Raw genomic sequence first — 18,204 nt, 5'->3', positions numbered from 1 at the left:
AAGAACGTTCAGGGCGGTGCCGTGCGGGCGAAACTTTCGCGGGCGAACAGGCGTTCGGCCAGCTTGACCAGCGCCGGACGTTGGACGCACCAGTTGGGCAGAATGTGGCGGAAATTGAGGTAGCCCAACGCGCAGCCGGTGGCGATATCCGCCAGCGTCAGCCGCTCGGCATTGAGCCACGTTTTTTCCTGCGCCAGCGCCTCCAATGCGTCCAGGCCCTGCGTCAGCTTGTCACGCTGGCGCAGCATCCAGTTTTCGTCCTGCTTTTCCGGCGCGCGCCGGCTTTCGCGGAACAGCGTCGCCGCCGCTTCAGTCACGCCGTCCGCCAGTGCCGCCACCCGGCGGACGCGCAGCGCGGTGGCGCGATCGGCCGGCAAAAACGCCGGCTCCACCGTCAGCAGTTCGAGGTATTCGGCCACGATCGGCGAGTCGTAAAACACCTCGCCATCATCAGCGATCAGCACCGGTACTTTGCCGAGCGGGTTCAGCTCCTTCACCCGGCTGCCGGGCTCATACGGCGGATCGTTGACGAATTCAAACGCGATCCCCTTCTCCAGCAGCATCACGGAAATCTTGCGCACAAAGGGGCTGGTGTAACTGCCGATAAGCTTCATCCGGTCTCCTCCGCTTCGTCCTGGCCGCGGCGCAATGCCCTTACTTCACCGCCAGAGTATCGATAATCCGCTGCACCAGCGCCTGATGCACTTCCGGCGTTTTGGCCGGCGACAGCATTTGCAGCGTCACCACCCGCTTGTTGAACACCGTCAGCACCAGCGTGGACACCACTTTTTGCCCGTTGACGGTCTGCTCGGTATCCACCCGGCGAAACTTCTGTTTGCCGACGGTGAAGTTCTCTTCTTTGGTGGTCTGGATATTCTGATAGCGTTCGGCCAGCACCGTGATGGCGCTCTGCGCCAGCTCTTTCAGCATTTTGTCGCTGGTGTTGAGCTTCATGTCGTCCGGCGGGATCACCTCGGACGAAACCGCGCTCTGGCGCGACTTGCCGTCGAGGAAGCGCTGAATGGTGGAGGTGCTGTCGTTGATGATGCCGCTGTTCAGCGTCTGATCGCTAAAGCCCGGCGGCAGCTCGAAAGTGATTTTGCCCTTCTGCAGCGACACGTTCAGCCCCGGCGGCGCGGGTGGGGTTTCTACCGGCGCAGGCGGCGGCGGTGGCGCGGGCTGCGTCACGGTCGGCTTGGTGTCCGGTGGCGGCACCGCCGGTTTGGTGTCGTCTTTGTTGTCGCAGGCCGCCAGCCCCATCGCCAGCACGGCGACCGCGGTCAGTTTTGCCAGGGTGTTTAACATCATGGTTCCTTTCGCTTGGCGCGTCATGGCCTAAACGTAGCAACTCGACCGGGCGAATGCCAGAAGCCCGTTCTGAAATTGCTGGTCCGGCCCCGCGCGAACGGGGCCGGGCGATTACTCCGCCGGGAACAGGAACGGATTGATGCTGCTGCGGCCGAAGCCTTCCTCTTCCATGCGGGCGTCAAGCACCAGCGAAGCCAGATCGTCGGCCACCGCTTCGACCTGCGGGTCTTTTTCCTGATAGAGGATCTTCAGGTAAGTGCCGCAGTCGCCGCAGCTCTCCGCCTTCACCGCCGCCTGCTCGCTGTCCAGCGACCAGTAGTTGAGATCGCGGGTCTGCTCGCAGTTGCTGCACTTCACCCGCACCACGTGCCATTCGCTTTCGCACAGGTTGCAGTGCAGGTAGCGCAGGCCGTTGACGGTGCCGATGTGCACCATGCTGGAGACCGGGATGCTGCCGCACACCGGGCAGAACTGGCGCTGCTCGCCGTATTCGGCGCGCGCCTTGCCGGGGATCAGGCTGGCCATCTGCGCCCAATAGAGCGACAGCGCGGCCCAGAGGAACGGCGCCTTCTCGCTGCCCACCTTGCCAAACTCGCGGTTGAGCAAGGCGTCGGCCATCAGCTCCAGCTCGTGCGCCGAGGCTTTCTCCAGGTTGTCCAGCACCGCCAGGATATGTTCCGGCGCCTGCGGGCGCAGCTCGGCGATCAGCGACGTCAGCAGCTTGCGCCAGTGCTCGCTGCGCGGGAACACGCTCAGATCGAGCGGCGGTTTGCCGCTGGCGGCGCCCTGCGCCAGCGCTTCGCTCAGATCGAGCGCCAGCGGGTTATCGTGCAGCGCATGCTGCTGCGCCTGTGCCAGCTCAGCGGCGAAGTTCAGGTAGTCGCCCAGCGGATTGTCGACCGCCAGCTGACGCAGACGATCGGCGCGGCGGCTGTACAGGCTTTTCAGGTTGGCGAAAAGTAACGGCGGGATGTTCTCCGCCGTTGTGGACTTCTCACGCTGTGCCCCTAACTGCTCTTTAGGAACGATGCGGATACTCATCAGGGTTTATCTTCCTGTCGTTTCTCGCGGACCTCACGGTACCAGCGCGGATGATGTTTCTTGGCCCAGGCCGCCGGCACCCAGCCTTCCACCATCGCGGTAATGGTGCCTTTTACCCACAATGCGGCGTAAATGTGCACCATAATCACGATGATAAGGCCGACCGCGGCCAGCGAATGCACCAGCAGCGCGATGCGGATCAGCGGGATGGAGAACGACGGCGCAAAATACGGCCGCCAGATCACCACGCCACTGGCCAGCAGCAGCACCAGGCTGATAATCGCCGCCCAGAACACGCACTTCTGGCCGAAATTATAGCGCCCAGTGTCACCCACTTCCTCGTTCATGGCGATTTTGTGGATGTTCTTGGCCCAGACGATATCTTCCCGGTTGATCAGGTTATGCTTCCAGTAGCGCAGGAACATCAGCAGGAACGCGGCAAACATGATCACCCCGACAAACGGGTGCAGAATGCGCGCCAGCTGCGGCGTCCCGAAGATGTTCATCAGCCAGTTGAAGGAGGGGAAGAAGAACCCCAGCCCGCTGATGGCGGCGAACACGAAGCAAAACGCCACGATCCAGTGGTTGATGCGCTCCGGTGCGCTGTAACGCTGAATGGGCTTTTCCTTTCTCATTTGCGCGTCTCCTCGTCGTGCGACTCGTCGTGCTCGTCCTCATCCTCGACGCGGTTAGGCCCGACGCCGACATAGTGGAACACGCTGGCCGCGAAGGTGGCGGCAAAACCGATGGCCGCCAGGGGTTTCCACACGCCCTTCCAGAAGGTCACCGCCGGGCTGATGCTCGGGTTGTCCGGCAAACCGTGGTACAGCTGCGGTTTGTCGGCGTGGTGCAACACGTACATCACGTGCGTGCCGCCCACCCCTGCCGGATCGTACAGACCGGCGTTCTGGTAGCCGCGGGTGTTCAGCTCGCTGACGCGATCCGCCGCCACCTGCTTCATCGCTTCCTTGGTACCGAAGTGAATGGCGCCGGTCGGGCAGGTTTTCACGCAGGCCGGTTCCTGGCCGACGTCCACGCGGTCGACGCACAGGGTGCACTTGTACACCCGGTTGTCGTCCTTGTTCATGCGCGGCACGTCGAACGGGCAGCCGGCGATGCAGTAGCCGCAGCCGATGCAGTGCTCGGATTGGAAGTCGACGATGCCGTTGGCGTACTGAATGATCGCGCCTTCCGACGGGCAGGCCTTCAGGCAGCCCGGATCGGCGCAGTGCATGCAGCCATCCTTGCGGATCAGCCATTCCAGCTTGCCGTTTTCCTCCACCTCGGAGAAGCGCATCACCGTCCACGACTTGGCGGTCAGATCGGCGGGGTTATCGTACACCCCGACGTTGTGCCCCACTTCGTCGCGGATGTCGTTCCATTCGGAACAGGCCACCTGACAGGCCTTGCAGCCGATACAGGTGGTGACATCGATCAGTTTGGCCACTTCTTCCTGGTGGTCACGGGCGCGCGGCGCCGGCGTGAAACCATTGGTGGCGGATTTACGAATGATGTCTTGAGATTGCATGGCCATGATTCGTCTCCGTTACACCTTTTCCACGTTGACCAGGAACGCCTTGAACTCCGGCGTTTGCGTATTGGCGTCGCCGACGAACGGCGTCAGCGTGTTGGCGATAAAGCCTTTCTTCGCCACCCCTTCGTAACCCCAGTGGATCGGGATGCCGATGGTGTCGACTTCCTGGCCGTGCACCTGCAGCGTGCGAATACGTTTGGTCACCACCGCCTTGGCCTTGATGTAGCCGCGGTTGGAGCTGACCTTCACGGTATCGCCCTGCTTGATGCCCTTCTTCTCCGCCAGCTTTTCGCCGATCTCCACGAACTGCTCCGGCTGCGCGATGGCGTTCAGCCGCGCGTGCTTGGTCCAGTAGTGGAAGTGCTCGGTCAGACGATAGGTGGTGCCGACGTACGGGAACTTGTCGGATTTGCCCATCGCCGCCAGATCGTCCTTGAACACGCGCGCCGCCGGGTTGGACACCACATTCGGGTGCAGCGGGTTGGTGCCGAGCGGCGTTTCGAACGGCTCGTAGTGTTCAGGGAACGGCCCTTCCGCCATCTTGTCGGTGGCGAACAGGCGGCCCATGCCTTCCGGCTGCATGATGAACGGCCCGACGTCGCTGCCCGGCGCGGCGGTGCTGTAGTCCGGGATATCGGCCCCGACCCACTTGGCGCCGTCCCACTCCAGCAGTTGGCGTTTCGGATCCCACGGTTTCCCCTGCGGATCCGCCGAGGCGCGGTTGTACAGAATGCGGCGGTTGAGCGGCCATGCCCAGGCCCAGCCCAGCGTATTGCCGAGGCCGGACGGATCGGCGTTGTCGCGCCGCGCCATCTGGTTGCCGGCCGGCGTCCAGCTGCCGGCGAAGATCCAGCAACCGCTGGCGGTGGTGCCGTCGTCGCGCAGCTGCGCGAACGAGCTGAGCAGCTCGCCTTTTTTCACCAGCACTTTGCCGTCGGCATCCAGCAGATCCGCCAGCGCCTTGCCGTTGTTCTCCTGCGCCACCTCTTCCGGCGCCGGGTTGTCCGGCGTCAGGTAGTCCCAGGTCATGTTCAGCACCTGTTCAGGCACCGCACCGCCGTCGCGCGCATACATCTCGCGCAGGCGGCTGAAGATGCCCGCCAGGATCTCACCGTCGTTCAGCGCTTCGCCCGGGGCGTCCGCGCCTTTCCAGTGCCACTGCAGCCAGCGGCCGGAGTTGACGATCGAACCGTTCTCTTCGGCGAAGCAGGTGGACGGCAGGCGGAACACTTCGGTCTGGATCTGCGAAGGATCCACCTCGTTGAACTCGCCGTGGTTCTGCCAGAAGTTGGAAGTCTCGGTGTTCAACGGATCGATGGTCACCAGGAACTTCAGCTTGGACAGCGAAGCCACCACCTTGTTTTTGTTCGGGAACGACGCCACCGGGTTAAAGCCCTGGCAGAAGTAGCCGTTGACCTTGCCCTGCGACATCATCTCGAAGTACTGCAGCACGTCGTAGCCCTTGTCCCACTTCGGCAACCAGTCAAAGCCCCAGCTGTTGTCCTTCTGCGCCTTGTCACCGTAGAAGGTCTTCATCATGCTGACGAAGAATTTCGGGTAGTTGCCCCAGTAGTTCACCTGGCCCGGCAGCAGCGCCTTCGGCGTGTTGGCCTTCAGGTAGGTGTCGAGATCGGTCTGTTTCTCCGACGGCAGCGTCATGTAGCCCGGCAGGCTCTGCGACAGCAGGCCGAGATCGGTCAGACCCTGGATGTTGGAGTGGCCGCGCAGCGCGTTGACGCCGCCGCCCGCCATGCCCATGTTGCCGAGCAGCAGCTGGATCATCGCCATGGTACGGATGTTCTGCGCGCCGACCGAGTGCTGAGTCCAGCCCAGAGCGTACAGGAACGAAGCGGTTTTATCCGCGACGCAGGTTTCGGCGATGTATTCGCACACCTTGAGGAAATCGTCCTTCGGCGTGCCGCAGATGTTGGTCACCACGTCAGGCGTGTAGCGGCTCACGTGCTGCTTCAGCAGGTTCCACACGCAGCGCGGATCCTGCAGCGTGACGTCGCGCTTGGCGAAGCCGTTCTCGTCGAACTGGTAGTTCCAGGTGGTTTTGTCGTACTTGCGGTTTTCCGCGTCGTAGCCGCTGAACAAGCCGTCTTCGAAGGCAAAGTCTTCCCGCACCAGCAGGCTGGCGTTGGTGTAGGCCTCGACGTACTCGCGGTTAAACTTGTTGTTGGTCATCAGATACAGCAACACGCCCGACAGGAAAGCGATGTCGGTCCCGGAGCGGATCGGCGTGTAGAAGTCCGCCACCGATGCGGTTCGGGTAAAGCGCGGATCGATCACGATCAGCTTGGCATTGTTGTGTATTTTGGCTTCCATCGCCCAGCGGAACCCCACCGGATGCGCTTCCGCCGCATTACCGCCCATGACGATAATCAAATTCGCGTTCTTGATATCAACCCAGTGGTTGGTCATCGCACCGCGACCAAATGTTGGAGCAAGACTTGCTACCGTTGGTCCGTGTCAGACACGCGCCTGGTTGTCTACGGCAAGCATGCCGAGAGCGCGACTAAATTTTTGCGACAGAAAACCGGTTTCGTTGCTGGCGGCCGAGGCGCACAGCATGCCGGTGGTCAGCCAACGGTTGACGGTAACGCCTTGGTCGTTGGTTTTGATGAAGTTAGCGTCACGGTCTTCTTTCACCAGCTTGGCGATGCGGGTAAAGGCGTCGTCCCAGCTGATGCGTTGCCATTTGTCCGCCCCCGGCGCCCGATATTCCGGGTACTTGAGGCGGCTTTCGCTGTGGATAAAGTCAACCAGGCCGGCGCCTTTCGGGCAAAGCGCGCCGCGGTTTACCGGGTGATCCGGATCCCCTTCGATATGGAAAATGCTTTCTTTGGCGTTCTTGGCGCCATCACCAAGGCTGTACATCAACAGCCCACAGCCGACGGAACAATACGTACAGGTATTACGGGTCTCACGGGCGCGCAGCAGTTTGTACTGCCGGGTTTCCGCCAACGCCACTTCGGGGGCAAAGCCCAGCGCGGCCACCGTCGTTCCTGCCATACCGCCAGCGCAGATCTTAAAGAACTGCCTTCTGCTGACCTGCATGGGGGTCTCCTTTACTCTCGATTGTCACATTGTTCAAATGCGCCTGCCCCGCTAGCGCGGCAAACGCGAATGTCACTGTTGTTATGCTTGCTACGAACGCCGGCCATATTACCACAGCGTGCTTGTGGTTGTTACACACTCGTGCTCATTCAGTGAACGCATTGGCACATTTCGATACATTTCGACCTTGGCGCTCCCTACAGTATAGAGAGTAACCCACGTGCCGGGGCGATGGCTTGATGCGGCCACCCGCCGCCCTCTTCTATCAGTATGTTAGCGCATCGATTTGTTCATTAACCACACACTTCACAGGGCATTGATAATCATTTTCAATATCATTTAATTAACTATAATGATCCGACTGCTTACGCGGTGCTCGCCCTTTGCGCCGCCCATACACCACTGGAGATGATGATTATGAGTTATTCACTGCCATCCCTGCCGTACGCTTACGACGCACTGGAACCGCATTTCGACAAGCAGACGATGGAAATCCATCACACCAAACACCACCAGACCTACGTCAACAACGCCAACACCGTGCTGGAAGCCTACCCTGAGCTGGCCAAATACAGCGTTGAAGAGCTGATCCAGGATCTGGATAAAGTGCCCGCCGACAAACGCACCTTCATGCGCAACAACGCCGGCGGCCACGCCAACCACAGCTTCTTCTGGAAAAACCTGAAAACCGGCACCACGCTGGGCGGCGATCTGAAAGCGGCCATCGAGCGCGATTTCGGCAGCGTTGAGAAATTCCAGGAAGAGTTCGAGAAAGCCGCAGCCACCCGCTTCGGTTCCGGTTGGGCCTGGCTGGTACTGAAAGACGGCAAGCTGGCCGTGGTGTCTACCGCTAACCAGGACAGCCCGCTGATGGGCGAAGCCGTCGCCGGCGCTTCCGGTTTCCCAATCATCGGCCTGGACGTGTGGGAACACGCTTACTACCTGAAATACCAGAACAAACGCCCTGACTACATCAAGGCGTTCTGGAACGTGGTCAACTGGGACGAAGCCGCCGCACGCTTCGCCGCGAAGAAGTAATTCGCCGCCGTTGATGAAGATGCCCGCCGCCGGCGGGTATTTTTTTGCCTGAAATCCGCTAAAGTTTGACCACTTCTTGCCGATGGTTTGTTCAATTGACGTTCGCCCGGAGAAGGAAAAACGCTATGGCGGCATTGCAAGCATTAGCAGGAAAGTTCACTCATCTCACCGTAGGTAAAAAGCTCGGCCTCGGCTTCGCGCTGTTGCTGCTGTTGGCGGTCGTCATCGCCGGCACCGGGGCGCAATACCTGCACATCATCGAATCCCGCGCCGATCGCATCGACTTCAGCAACCGGCTGAACGAGGAGATCAACCAGGCCAAATACAACCGCGCCATGTACGGCCAGACCTACCAGCCGGAGTATCTGCAGAACAATCGCGCCAATATCGATAACGCCGTCAAACTGATAGACCAGGGCCAGGCGTTGGACTGGGACGCCCAAAGCCGCAAGGATCTGCAGCGTCTGGTGACGCTGATTGGGGAATATCAGCAACAGCAAAAAATCTTTGAGCAGGCGGTCTCGGCGAAAGACGCGGTGCGCCAGAGCTGGAACATGTCGGAAGTGCAGGCCAGCCTGAGCCAGGTGGAGCGCCAGCTCACCAACGGCGATCTGCAGTTGGCCTTCATTCAACTGAACCAGAAGCTGACCCAGGTGCGCTACGGCGCGCGCGGTCTGCTGCTGAGCCTGAACAAGGAAACCGAAGCGCCGCTGATGGCGGCCATCGACGACGCGCGCGACGCGGCCAACTCCCTGAGCCGCCGGGTCAGCGACGCGCAGCGCCCGCAGCTGCAACCGCTGCTGGCCGCCCTGGACGATTACAAAAACCGCATCGCGGCCTACCTGCCGGCCTATGAGCACGAACAGCAGATCAGCCGGCAGCTCGGCGAACGCGCGCATGAGATCGGCACGCTGGTGAACGCCTTTATGCAGGACGAACTGGCGCAGACGCGCAGCAACATCAACCTGGCGCAGCTGCAGATGGGCATCACCACCCTGATCGCCATCATCGCCGGGATACTTATCGCCTGGCGCATCACGCTGCAGATCACCCGTCCGCTGCACAGCACGCTGGCGATGGCGGAACGCATCGCCAGCGGCGATCTGCGCCAGGCGCAGACCAGCACCCGCCGCGACGAGCTGGGACAACTGCTGAACGCGGTGGCGGCGATGAGCCAAAATCTGCGCACCATGATTGAGAAGATCCAGATGGGGGTTAGCCAGGTCTCCACCGCCTCCGCGGAAATCGCCGCCGGCAACACCGATCTCTCCTCCCGCACCGAACAGCAGGCGGCGGCGGTTGAAGAAACCGCGGCCAGCATGGAACAGCTGACCGCCACGGTGAAACAAAACGCCGACAATGCCCATCACGCCAATCAGCTGGCCACCGACGCTTCGCAGACCGCGCAACAGGGCGGCAAGCTGGTGGAGAACGTGGTCAGCACCATGCGCGATATCTCCAGCAGTTCGCAGCGTATCGCTGAAATTACCACCCTGATCAACGGTATTGCCTTCCAGACCAACATCCTGGCGCTCAACGCCGCGGTGGAAGCGGCGCGCGCCGGCGAACAGGGACGCGGCTTCTCGGTGGTCGCCAGCGAAGTGCGCAGCCTAGCGAGCCGCAGCGCCCAAGCGGCCAAGGAGATCGAAGGGCTGATCGCCGAGTCGGTCAGCCGGGTGAAAACCGGCACCGAACTGGTGGAAAGCACCGGCAACACCATGGAACAGATCGTCCGCTCGGTCACCCACGTGCGCGACATCATGGCTGAAATCGCCGCCGCCTCCGATGAGCAGACGCGCGGCATCGCCCAGATTGGCCAGGCGATCGTCGAGATGGATCACACCACCCAGCAGAACGCCGCGCTGGTGGAAGAGTCCGCCGCCGCCGCCGATTCGCTGGAAGAACAGGCCGACATGCTGCTGCAGAGCGTTTCGGTGTTCCGTTTGGCGGAGCAGACCGAACCCACCGCCGTGAAAACCGCCGCGCCGAAAGCGCCTGCCGTAAAAACCACGGCCGCCAACGCCGCAGCGGAGGAGAACTGGACCACCTTCTGACGCCACGCCCCCGCCCGAGGATTTTCGGGCGGGTTGTTATGTCCCCCTGACACAACTCAGGCTATGCTGAGCCCTCGACGCGAGACACGGAGGCGCACATGCATCACCCAGACGTTTACATCGGCAATATTCAACCCTATGAAGGCGGGCGCCCCAGCGCCATCGCCAAACGCCAGGTGGATGGCGCCATCCGGCTCACGCCGCTCGGCCTGGAAGGCGACGAGCAAGCCGAGAAAAGCTACCACGGCGGGCCGGACCGCGCGCTGTGCCACTACCCGCGCGAGCATTATGCCCACTGGCGCGAACAGTTTCCGGCGCAGGCCGAGCAGTTTTGCGCCCCGGCCTTCGGCGAGAATATCTCCACCGAAGGACTGACCGAACACAATGTGTTTATGGGCGACATCTTCCGCTGGGGCGAAGCGCTGATCCAGGTCACCCAGCCGCGCTCGCCGTGCTTCAAGCTCAACTACCACTTCGCCATCGAGGATATTTCGGTGCTGATGCAGCAAAGCGGCCGCTGCGGCTGGCTGTATCGGGTGGTCTCGCCGGGTGCGGTCAGCGGCGATCGTCCGCTGGAGCTGGCGGCGCGCAACAGCGACGTGTCGGTGGCCGAAGCCATCGCCATCGCCTGGCACATGCCGTTCGACGCGGAACAATATCGCCGCCTGTTGGCGGTGGCCGGCCTCTCCGCCAGCTGGAGCAAGACCATGCTCACGCGGCTTGCCGAAGGGCGCCTCGAGGACTTCAACCGTCGCCTGCTCGGCCGTTGAAATCGCTGGCGGAAAAGATGAAAAACGTGCGCCGAATGCCGCGTTAACCCTCTTCTTCCGCCTATACTGTAGCCGCGTGTTTTTCAGCCAGGAGCCAGGTATATGACCACCCCGACCCATTCGATTCATCACGCCGCCGCCGAGGGCTATCAGGCCAACGCCGATCGCTATGTGAAAGGCCGGCCGGATTACCCGCCGGAAATCGCCGCCTGGCTGCGTGAGTCTATCGGCCTGCACGCCGGCATGACGGTCATCGATCTCGGCGCCGGTACCGGCAAGTTCACTCCGCGCCTGCTGGAAACCGGCGCGCAGGTGATCGCCGTCGAACCGGTGCCGCAAATGCTGGAAAAATTGTCGGCGGCGCTGCCGCAGGTGAAAACGCTGGCGGGCACCGCCGACGCGATCCCGCTACCGGACGAGTCGGTCGATGCCGTGGTGTGCGCCCAGTCCTTCCACTGGTTCGCCACGCCGCAGGCGCTGGCGGAAATCCAGCGTATTCTCAAGCCCGGCGGCAAACTCGGTCTGGTGTGGAACATGCGCGATGCGCGCGTCGGTTGGGTGCGTAAACTGAATCAGATCGTCGACAGCCACGAAGGGGATGCGCCGCGTTTCTATACCGGCGAATGGCGCAAATTCTTCCCGTTCAAAGGCTTTGAACCGCTGCAGGAGCAGGTCTTTATGCTGGGCCACCGCGGCGCGGTGGAGGACGTGATCTACAACCGGGTACGTTCAACCAGCTTTATCGCCGCACTGCCACAGGCGCAACAGGAGCAGGTTATCGATCGGTTGCGCCAGCTGGTGGCGGAAGAAGAGGAGTTGCAGGGCCAGGACACGGTCACCGTGCCCTATCAGACCAAGGCGTATTTCACCACCAAGGTCTGACGCCCGGGGGTTCAGAACGCTTTCTTGGCGTAACCGGTGACCGCTTTCAGGCCCATCTCGCGGCCCAGCGCGGTCATCGGGTGCACCACAATCAGCCCGCGCGCGCTTTTCTTCAGCGCGCCCATATCGGCTTGCTCTTTCTTGGTGATCTCGCGGCTGAACGGCAGCTTGCTCAGCTTCTGCGCTTCGGCGCTCAGCTTCTCGCCACGCACGTCTTTCAGGCGCTCGATCTCCGTCGCCAGTTTCTCTTTTTCTTTGGTGTGCTGCGCGATCAACTCAGGGTTGCCCTGTTGGATCACGGTGGCGTCTTTGTGGTTCAAGGCGTCCAGCAGGTCGCTCAGGCGCTTGATCTCTGCCTTTTCTTTCTCTTTCATGGTCTCTGGCCCGTTGTGCCCAAAATGGCACGCTAATCAATGATACCGGCATTGTAGCAAAAGGCGCGCGCCGTTACCCGTCCTGCGCAATACCGGGCGGCAGGCCGCTCATCTCGCAGGCCTTGGCGCCGAGCCGGGCCAACGCCTGGGTGTAGCGCGCGTTGAACGGGTAGCAGCAGGAGAGCCGCAGCGCGTTGCGGTAGCGCCCGCTGGGCGAATACAGGGTGCCCGGCGTCAAACAGATCTGCTCCTCCAACAGCTGATGGAACAGCGCCACACTGTCCACACCGGGGGGGAATTCGACCCAGAACACGAAGCCACCCGCCGGCTGCGTGGCCAGCGTGCCGCGCGGGAAATGCCGGGCGATCAGCGCCCTCGCCTCGTCGACCTGCGCCGCATAGCGCTTGCGCAGGTTGCGCAAATGGTGATCGTAGCCGCCGCTCTCCAGGAAGGTCGCCAGCGTTTCCGACAGCAGCTGCGACTCGGACATCGACGACACCGCCTTCAGCTTGCGCAACGCCTCGTGAAAACGGCCGCCGCAGATCCAGCCGACGCGAAAATCCGGCGCCAGCGTTTTGGTGAAGCTGGAGCAAAACAGCACCCAGCCGTCGCGATCGAACGCCTTCACCGCCGGCGACAGCGCGCCGCCGAACTGGATCTCGGCATACAGCCCGTCTTCAATCAACGGCACCTGATGATCGTTCATCAGCCGCGCCAGCCGCTTTTTCGCCGCCAGCGGCATGGTGCAACCCAGCGGGTTTTGCACCGTCGGCATGGCGATCACCGCGTTCAGCCGCTTCTCGTTCAATAGCAACTCGAGCGCGTCCAGCGACAGCCCCAGCTGCGGATCGGTGGGGATTTCCAGCGCTTTCAGCCCCAGGCTGGCCAGCAGCGGCAGCAGATAGAAATAGGTTGGCGACTCCAGCCCGACGCAGTCACCCGGTTTGGTGGTGACGCGCAGCGCCAGCTGCAGCGCCTCCATGCAGCCATGGGTCAGCACTACGTCGCCCGGCTCCAGCAACATGCCCAGCGTCATCGAGCGGCGGGCGATCTGCTGGCGCAGCCGTAGGCTGCCGGGCGGCAACGGATACTGCCCGATCAGATCCGGCTGGCGGCGCAGCTGAGAAGACAACATACGCCCCAGCTTGCCGCCGGGATAGAAGTCGCTGGTCTGCGGGCAGGCCAGCGCAATGTTAGTGAAGGCCGGATTCTGCTGGGCGGCGAATACCGTATCGATCAGCGCCAGCACGTCGTCCGCCGGCGGCTCGATGCGGCCGCTGGGCGCCGAGGCCATCTTCAGCGCCGGCAGCGTGCTGCGGACATAAAACCCCGACTGCGGTCGCGCTTCGATCAGCCCGCGATCCTCCAGCGTGCGGTAAGCCGACACCACGGTATTGATGCTGACGCGGTGCGTTTGCGCACAGCGCCGCACCGAAGGCAAGCGGTCACCGGGCAGCAGCGTGCCGCGTCGAATGGCCTCGGCCAACGTATCCGCCAGCTGCAGGTAGCGGGTATCCGGGGTTTCATCGAGCAAGGTCACAGTTTCTCTCCAGGTAATGGGTACAGTTTACATTTTGCACAACTGTAACCATGACAATATCCGATTTGTGGTTCTGTCACCATCCCATTGCAGCGATTATGCTGATCCTCTCGTTATCACCGTCATTTTCAAGGAACCTGCCATGCTGGACTCCGCCTTTGTCAGCTACGTCACCGTCATGTCGATCACCCCCGGCCCCAACAACCTGCTGCTGGCCTCGTCGGGCGTCAACTTCGGCCTGCGCCGCACCCTGCCGATGCTGTTTGGCATCTGCGTCGGTTGTGCGGTACAGCTGGCGATCATTATCCCGCTGCTGGCGCTGGCGCTGAGCTGGGCCGGCGTCATCCGCCTGCCGCTGGCGGTAATCGGCTGCGCCTATCTGCTGTGGCTGTCATGGAAGCTGTTTAAGGCGGCCTCGCCGGACGCCAAAGAGCAGGCGCAGCCGATGAGCCTGCTCAGCGGCGCGCTGTTTCAGGCGGTCAACCCCAAAGCCTGGCTGATGGTGATCAACGTGGCGATCCTGTTCACCCCGCGCGAAGGCGCCACCTTCGTCCATACGCTGTCGGTCATCGCCGGTTTCGCGCTGCTGAACCTGCCGTGCGTGCTGCTGTGGGCGGTGCTGGGCGACCGGTTGCGCAACGCGCTGCGAGTGACCTGGAAACTGCGCGCCTTCAACGGCGTGATGTCCGGACTGATGGCCGCCACCGCGCTGTGGCTGTTGTTCGACGAGTGGCGCGCGGCCTTTGCTTAGCCGCGGCCGAGAGGAGAGAGTCGGGAAGGTTGTTTGGCGCCGATGCCGGCGATCAGATCGGTAATGGACAGCACCATGGTGGAGCGCACCATCTGCTGATAGCGCTGGCGCTGCATGGCGATCAGCGCTTCATCCGCCTCGCCCGGCTGCAGGAAGGTCGGCACCGGCGGCAGCGCGGCCACGCAGTGCAGCTCGCCGAACGGCCCGAGAATTTCGTCATCGACGAAGCGGTATTCCGACCCGTCGTGGTTCAGCTCTTCGCGCATCGCCATCAGCAGCTCGGCATCTTCATATTCGTGGCGGGAAATCACCCCCAGGCCGTACATCAGCTTCAGGCGCACCGACAGCTCCCCCAGCGGGCCGCTGCCGGACAATAGCGGTTCGACGGCATATTTCACCGCGTAGTCATCCTTGCGGAATACCTGCACCACCAGCACGTTGAGCGCTTCCGCCAGCAGCTCTACCGCTGCGATCAGGAAGCTGCGCACCGTTTTGCCCGCGTTCAGCTTTTCCAGAACCTGGTTTTCAAATGCCTGTGCTTCTTCCATCGTCGCTTTTCGAAAGGCGTGGGGAGGGCCGTCGATGCCGAACTCGGGTTGCAGGAGCGCAGCAAGCTGCGCTCGGGTGTTCATCATCACGATTCTACTTGTGCATGGCGTTATACACAGCAACGGCCTCTTCTACAACCTCGCTTTCCGCCGGCAGGCCGGAAATTTGCGCCAGCGCGGCTTTCGGCCCGAGCGTGTTCAGCAGTTCCGCCAACTCCAGCGCCTGCGGATCCTGTTCGCTGCGGTAGCTCATGGCGGCGGCGATGCCCTGGATCAGGTTGGCATGCGGCAGGCCGTATTCCAACGTGCCCAGCAGCGGTTTGATCAGGCGATCGCCAGCGCTCAGTTTGCGCAGCGGCTGACGGCCCACGCGCTCGACGTCGTCGTGCAGATACGGGTTTTCGAAGCGGCCGAGGATTTTGTTGATGTAGGCGGCGTGCTTGTCGGCGTCGAAGCCGTAGCGTTTGATCAGCACCGCGCCGCTCTCTTCCATCGCCCCTTTCACCACGCGGCGGATCGCCGGGTCGAGAATGGCGTCACGAATGGTTTGCAGCCCGGCCTGTTGGCCGAGGTAGGCGGTGATGGCGTGACCGGTGTTGAGGGTGAACAGCTTGCGCTCGACGAACGCCATCAGGTTATCGGTCAACTCCATACCGGCGATCGCCGGAGGCTGGCCTTTGAACTGGGTCTGATCGACGATCCATTCGCTGAAGGTTTCCACCGTCACTTCCAACGGGTCGTTGCTGTCCGCCGGCGGCACAATGCGATCGACCGCCGAATCGACGAAGCCGACATGCTGCTCAGCCCATGCCTGCTCATCCTGCGGCAGCGCGGCGAACACATGCTGTTTCAGCTGGCTGGTGCCGCGCACCATGTTCTCGCAGGCGATGAGGTTCAGCGGTTGCACATTGCCCTGCTGATGACGCAGCACCAGCCCTTTGGCGATCGTGCCGGCGATTTTGGCGAGAATTTGCGGGCCAACGGCGGTGGTCACCAGATCCGCTTCGGCGATCAGCGCCACCGCCGCCTCACTGCCGCTGTTGACGGCGCTGACGTTGTTGACGCGCTCCACGCGTTCTTGCTCGCCCACCACGTGCACCGCGTAGCTTTTACGGCTGTTCAGCAGATCCAGCACCGTTTGATTGACGTCGGCGAAGGTCAGTTCAACCCCGGCGTCCGCCAGCAGCTTGCCGATAAAACCGCGGCCGATATTCCCTGCGCCAAAATGTAATGCTTTCATAACTCTACCTTCTTAATGTCGAAGGGTGCAGCAAGCTGCACCCTTTAAAATGATTCTGTTATCCAGCTTTTTTGCCGCCGAGCAGGTCCAGCACTTCCTGGACGCTGGTGGTATTCGCCAGCCGCTCAATCACGCTCTCGTCATCCAGCGCGTTGGTCAGGCTGGTGATCACCTGAATATGCTCGTTGTTGCGCGCGGCGATGCCGATCACCAGGCGAGCCACTTCATCCTCTTCATCGCCGAAGCGCACGCCCTGCGGGTACTGGCAGAACACCACGCCGGTGCGCAGCACCCGGTCTTTGGCCTCGATGGTGCCGTGCGGCACGGCGATCGACTCGCCCAGGTAGGTGGAGGTGAGCTTTTCGCGCTCCAGCATCGCCGGCACGTACTCCGCCTCGACGTAGCCGCCTTTCACCAGCTGCTCGCCGGCGAAACGGATCGCCTGCTCTTTGTCGCTAGCCTGCAGGTTGAGGAACACATTGCTTTCGCTCAGCTTGAACAGGTTCGGTTCCCCGGCTTCGAAGCTGTCGTCCAGCGCGCCCAGCACCTTCTGCTGGTTGTCGGTGGTTTTGTTGACCGCTACCAAACGGTCGACCAGATCGCTGTACAGCTTGCTGTCGAGGAAGTTGGTCAGCGAGATGTGCTGGGCCTGCGGCGCGTGGCGCATCGCGCGCTCGGTCAGATCGCGGTGCGTGATGACCAGATCCACATCGTCCGGCAGGCTGTTGATGGCGCTGTTAGTCACCGAGATGTTCTTCAGCCCGGCGTCCGCCACTTTCTTGCGCAACACCCCGGCGCCCATGGCGCTGGAACCCATGCCCGCATCGCAGGCGACGATGATTTTGCGCACGGTGCTCAGATCGCCGTCGACCGACGCTGGCGCCGCTGCGCCGCCTTTGGACTGCGATTTCATCTCTTGCATGCGGCGGGTCGCGGCTTCCAGATCGTCATCCTCTTTCACTTTGGAGGTTTTCAGCAGGAAAGCGGACACCACGAAGGAGACGGCAAAGGCTGCGCACACCGCCGCAATGTTGGCGAAGTAGGCGCCTTTCGGCGTCATCGCCAGCACCGCCAGGATCGAACCCGGGGAAGCTGGAGAAACCAGGCCGCCGTTCAGCATCGTCAGGGTGAATACGCCGGTCATGCCGCCCAGGATCACCGCCAGCAGCAGACGTGGATTCATCAGCACGTAAGGGAAGTAGATTTCGTGGATGCCGCCCAGGAAGTGAATGATCGCCGCACCGCCGGCGGATTGCTTGGCGCTGCCGCGGCCGAAGAACATGTAGGCCATCAGCACGCCCATGCCCGGGCCTGGGTTGGCTTCAATCAGGAAGAACACCGACTTGCCGGCTTCCGTGGCCTGCTGGATACCCAGCGGCGAGAAGATGCCGTGGTTGATGGCGTTGTTCAGGAACAGGATTTTCGCCGGTTCAACGAAGATGGACGCCAGTGGCAGCAGGTTGTTCTTCACCATCACGTGCACGCCCGCCGCCAGCAGCTTGGAGAGCACCTCCACCAGCGGCCCGATGCCCAGGAAGGCTAGGATCGCCAGCAGCATGCCGATGATGCCGGCGGAGAAGTTGTTCACCAGCATTTCAAAGCCGCTTTTGATCTTGCCGTCCACCCAGCGGTCGAAATGCTTGATAGCCCAGCCACCCAGCGGGCCGGCGATCATCGAGCCGAGGAACATCGGCATGTCGGCACCGACGATGACGCCCATGGTGGTGATGGCACCCACGACGCCGCCGCGATCGCCGCCCACCAGCCGCCCGCCGGTATAACCGATCAGCAGCGGCAGCAGGTAGGTGATCATCGGGCCGACCAGCTTGGCTAAGGTTTCATTCGGCAGCCAGCCGGTTGGAATGAATAGCGCGGTGATAATCCCCCAGGCGATAAAGGCGCCGATGTTGGGCATCACCATGTTGCTCAGGAAGCGGCCAAAGTTTTGCACTTTAACCTTGATGTCTGGTGAAAACATAAAACACACCCCTATTGTTACGCGCTGACAATAGAGCGCGTGATTATTGTTGTGACGATCCAGCCGTGTTGCCGCTGTATGCGAAA

16 protein-coding genes are annotated in these 18,204 nt (G+C 61.9%); 5 read left to right on the top strand and 11 right to left on the bottom strand.

Translation table 11 applies throughout. From position 1 onward, the window contains the following. Positions 1 to 8 precede the first annotated feature (8 nt). From ACJ8HA_RS15275 to fdnG, 6 genes are all read right to left on the bottom strand, one after another. On the bottom strand, positions 9 to 614 hold the full coding sequence (locus ACJ8HA_RS15275; RefSeq protein WP_025304792.1) for a glutathione S-transferase: 606 nt from the start codon (positions 612 to 614) through the stop codon (positions 9 to 11). A 40-nt stretch (positions 615 to 654) separates the two neighbouring features. Then, positions 655 to 1,305 carry a DcrB-related protein gene (locus tag ACJ8HA_RS15270; protein ID WP_194572000.1) on the bottom strand — a complete coding sequence of 217 codons (651 nt, stop codon included), beginning with the start codon at positions 1,303 to 1,305 and terminating at the stop codon, positions 655 to 657. A 114-nt stretch (positions 1,306 to 1,419) separates the two neighbouring features. Beyond that, positions 1,420 to 2,349, bottom strand: a complete 930-nt coding sequence (fdhE, locus tag ACJ8HA_RS15265) for a formate dehydrogenase accessory protein FdhE (RefSeq protein WP_025304790.1) — start codon at positions 2,347 to 2,349, stop codon at positions 1,420 to 1,422. Then, on the bottom strand, positions 2,349 to 2,984 hold the full coding sequence (gene fdoI / locus ACJ8HA_RS15260; protein WP_004934017.1) for a formate dehydrogenase cytochrome b556 subunit: 636 nt from the start codon (positions 2,982 to 2,984) through the stop codon (positions 2,349 to 2,351). The genes fdhE and fdoI overlap by 1 nt, the downstream gene beginning before the upstream one ends. Next, positions 2,981 to 3,883: a formate dehydrogenase subunit beta gene (gene fdxH, locus ACJ8HA_RS15255; protein ID WP_004934014.1), complete on the bottom strand. Its 903-nt coding sequence runs from the start codon at positions 3,881 to 3,883 to the stop codon at positions 2,981 to 2,983. Before fdxH ends, fdoI begins: the two co-directional genes overlap by 4 nt. 12 nt (positions 3,884 to 3,895) lie before the next feature. Next, positions 3,896 to 6,943, bottom strand: coding sequence for a formate dehydrogenase-N subunit alpha (gene fdnG, locus ACJ8HA_RS15250; protein WP_145957804.1), 3,048 nt, complete (start codon positions 6,941 to 6,943; stop codon positions 3,896 to 3,898). A 417-nt stretch (positions 6,944 to 7,360) separates the two neighbouring features. On the opposite strand from fdnG, the gene sodA reads away from it, so the two are divergent. The 4 genes from sodA (at position 7,361) to ACJ8HA_RS15230 (ending at position 11,687) form a co-directional block, all read left to right on the top strand. Then, positions 7,361 to 7,981, top strand: coding sequence for a superoxide dismutase [Mn] (sodA, locus tag ACJ8HA_RS15245; RefSeq protein WP_004934003.1), 621 nt, complete (start codon positions 7,361 to 7,363; stop codon positions 7,979 to 7,981). 125 nt (positions 7,982 to 8,106) lie between these two features. Then, on the top strand, positions 8,107 to 10,035 hold the full coding sequence (locus ACJ8HA_RS15240; RefSeq protein ID WP_197813074.1) for a methyl-accepting chemotaxis protein: 1,929 nt from the start codon (positions 8,107 to 8,109) through the stop codon (positions 10,033 to 10,035). 98 nt (positions 10,036 to 10,133) lie between these two features. Beyond that, positions 10,134 to 10,805 carry a 6-hydroxyaminopurine reductase gene (gene yiiM, locus ACJ8HA_RS15235; protein WP_025304787.1) on the top strand — a complete coding sequence of 224 codons (672 nt, stop codon included), beginning with the start codon at positions 10,134 to 10,136 and terminating at the stop codon, positions 10,803 to 10,805. Between the two features lie 102 nt (positions 10,806 to 10,907). Further along, positions 10,908 to 11,687 (top strand): class I SAM-dependent methyltransferase, encoded by a 780-nt coding sequence (locus tag ACJ8HA_RS15230; protein ID WP_043140768.1) that lies wholly within the window; start codon positions 10,908 to 10,910, stop codon positions 11,685 to 11,687. Positions 11,688 to 11,698: 11 nt separating this feature from the next. Here ACJ8HA_RS15230 and ACJ8HA_RS15225 read toward each other — a convergent pair whose 3' ends face one another. Beyond that, positions 11,699 to 12,061, bottom strand: coding sequence for a YibL family ribosome-associated protein (locus ACJ8HA_RS15225; RefSeq protein WP_025304785.1), 363 nt, complete (start codon positions 12,059 to 12,061; stop codon positions 11,699 to 11,701). A gap of 73 nt (positions 12,062 to 12,134) precedes the next feature. Continuing rightward, entirely contained in the window at positions 12,135 to 13,601 is a 1,467-nt protein-coding gene (locus tag ACJ8HA_RS15220) for an aminotransferase-like domain-containing protein (RefSeq protein WP_025304784.1), read from the bottom strand. Positions 13,602 to 13,743: 142 nt separating this feature from the next. On the opposite strand from ACJ8HA_RS15220, the gene ACJ8HA_RS15215 reads away from it, so the two are divergent. Then, the gene (locus ACJ8HA_RS15215) at positions 13,744 to 14,352 is read left to right on the top strand and encodes a LysE family translocator (RefSeq protein WP_197813075.1); all 609 of its coding nucleotides are present in this window, start codon (positions 13,744 to 13,746) and stop codon (positions 14,350 to 14,352) included. Here the strand turns inward: ACJ8HA_RS15215 and ACJ8HA_RS15210 are convergent. The 3 genes from ACJ8HA_RS15210 to ACJ8HA_RS15200 all read right to left on the bottom strand — a co-directional run bounded on the left by ACJ8HA_RS15210 (position 14,349) and on the right by ACJ8HA_RS15200 (position 18,118). Beyond that, positions 14,349 to 14,900, bottom strand: coding sequence for an MltR family transcriptional regulator (locus ACJ8HA_RS15210; protein ID WP_016929575.1), 552 nt, complete (start codon positions 14,898 to 14,900; stop codon positions 14,349 to 14,351). The two genes, ACJ8HA_RS15215 and ACJ8HA_RS15210, sit on opposite strands and share 4 nt — an antisense overlap. Positions 14,901 to 14,994: 94 nt before the next feature. Further along, positions 14,995 to 16,140, bottom strand: coding sequence for a mannitol-1-phosphate 5-dehydrogenase (locus tag ACJ8HA_RS15205; RefSeq protein WP_262237476.1), 1,146 nt, complete (start codon positions 16,138 to 16,140; stop codon positions 14,995 to 14,997). Between the two features lie 58 nt (positions 16,141 to 16,198). After that, positions 16,199 to 18,118 (bottom strand): PTS mannitol transporter subunit IICBA, encoded by a 1,920-nt coding sequence (locus tag ACJ8HA_RS15200; RefSeq protein WP_025304781.1) that lies wholly within the window; start codon positions 18,116 to 18,118, stop codon positions 16,199 to 16,201. Positions 18,119 to 18,204: the final 86 nt, after the last annotated feature.

Source organism: Serratia sp. CY33802, from assembly GCF_052169095.1.
Classification (GTDB): domain Bacteria; phylum Pseudomonadota; class Gammaproteobacteria; order Enterobacterales; family Enterobacteriaceae; genus Serratia; species Serratia bockelmannii.
This window is presented reverse-complemented; position numbering and strand designations above follow the sequence as displayed.

Bases quoted from the DNA above. Each gene is read 5' to 3' on its own strand.
- fdxH (WP_004934014.1), bottom strand. From the start codon at position 3,883: ATGGCCATGCAATCTCAAGACATCATTCGTAAATCCGCCACCAATGGT.
- fdoI (WP_004934017.1), bottom strand. From the start codon at position 2,984: ATGAGAAAGGAAAAGCCCATTCAGCGTTACAGCGCACCGGAGCGCATC.
- sodA (WP_004934003.1), top strand. From the start codon at position 7,361: ATGAGTTATTCACTGCCATCCCTGCCGTACGCTTACGACGCACTGGAA.
- ACJ8HA_RS15225 (WP_025304785.1), bottom strand. From the start codon at position 12,061: ATGAAAGAGAAAGAAAAGGCAGAGATCAAGCGCCTGAGCGACCTGCTG.
- ACJ8HA_RS15275 (WP_025304792.1), bottom strand. From the start codon at position 614: ATGAAGCTTATCGGCAGTTACACCAGCCCCTTTGTGCGCAAGATTTCC.
- ACJ8HA_RS15270 (WP_194572000.1), bottom strand. From the start codon at position 1,305: ATGTTAAACACCCTGGCAAAACTGACCGCGGTCGCCGTGCTGGCGATG.
- ACJ8HA_RS15205 (WP_262237476.1), bottom strand. From the start codon at position 16,140: ATGAAAGCATTACATTTTGGCGCAGGGAATATCGGCCGCGGTTTTATC.
- ACJ8HA_RS15200 (WP_025304781.1), bottom strand. From the start codon at position 18,118: ATGTTTTCACCAGACATCAAGGTTAAAGTGCAAAACTTTGGCCGCTTC.
- ACJ8HA_RS15210 (WP_016929575.1), bottom strand. From the start codon at position 14,900: ATGGAAGAAGCACAGGCATTTGAAAACCAGGTTCTGGAAAAGCTGAAC.
- yiiM (WP_025304787.1), top strand. From the start codon at position 10,134: ATGCATCACCCAGACGTTTACATCGGCAATATTCAACCCTATGAAGGC.
- fdhE (WP_025304790.1), bottom strand. From the start codon at position 2,349: ATGAGTATCCGCATCGTTCCTAAAGAGCAGTTAGGGGCACAGCGTGAG.
- ACJ8HA_RS15215 (WP_197813075.1), top strand. From the start codon at position 13,744: ATGCTGGACTCCGCCTTTGTCAGCTACGTCACCGTCATGTCGATCACC.
- ACJ8HA_RS15230 (WP_043140768.1), top strand. From the start codon at position 10,908: ATGACCACCCCGACCCATTCGATTCATCACGCCGCCGCCGAGGGCTAT.
- ACJ8HA_RS15240 (WP_197813074.1), top strand. From the start codon at position 8,107: ATGGCGGCATTGCAAGCATTAGCAGGAAAGTTCACTCATCTCACCGTA.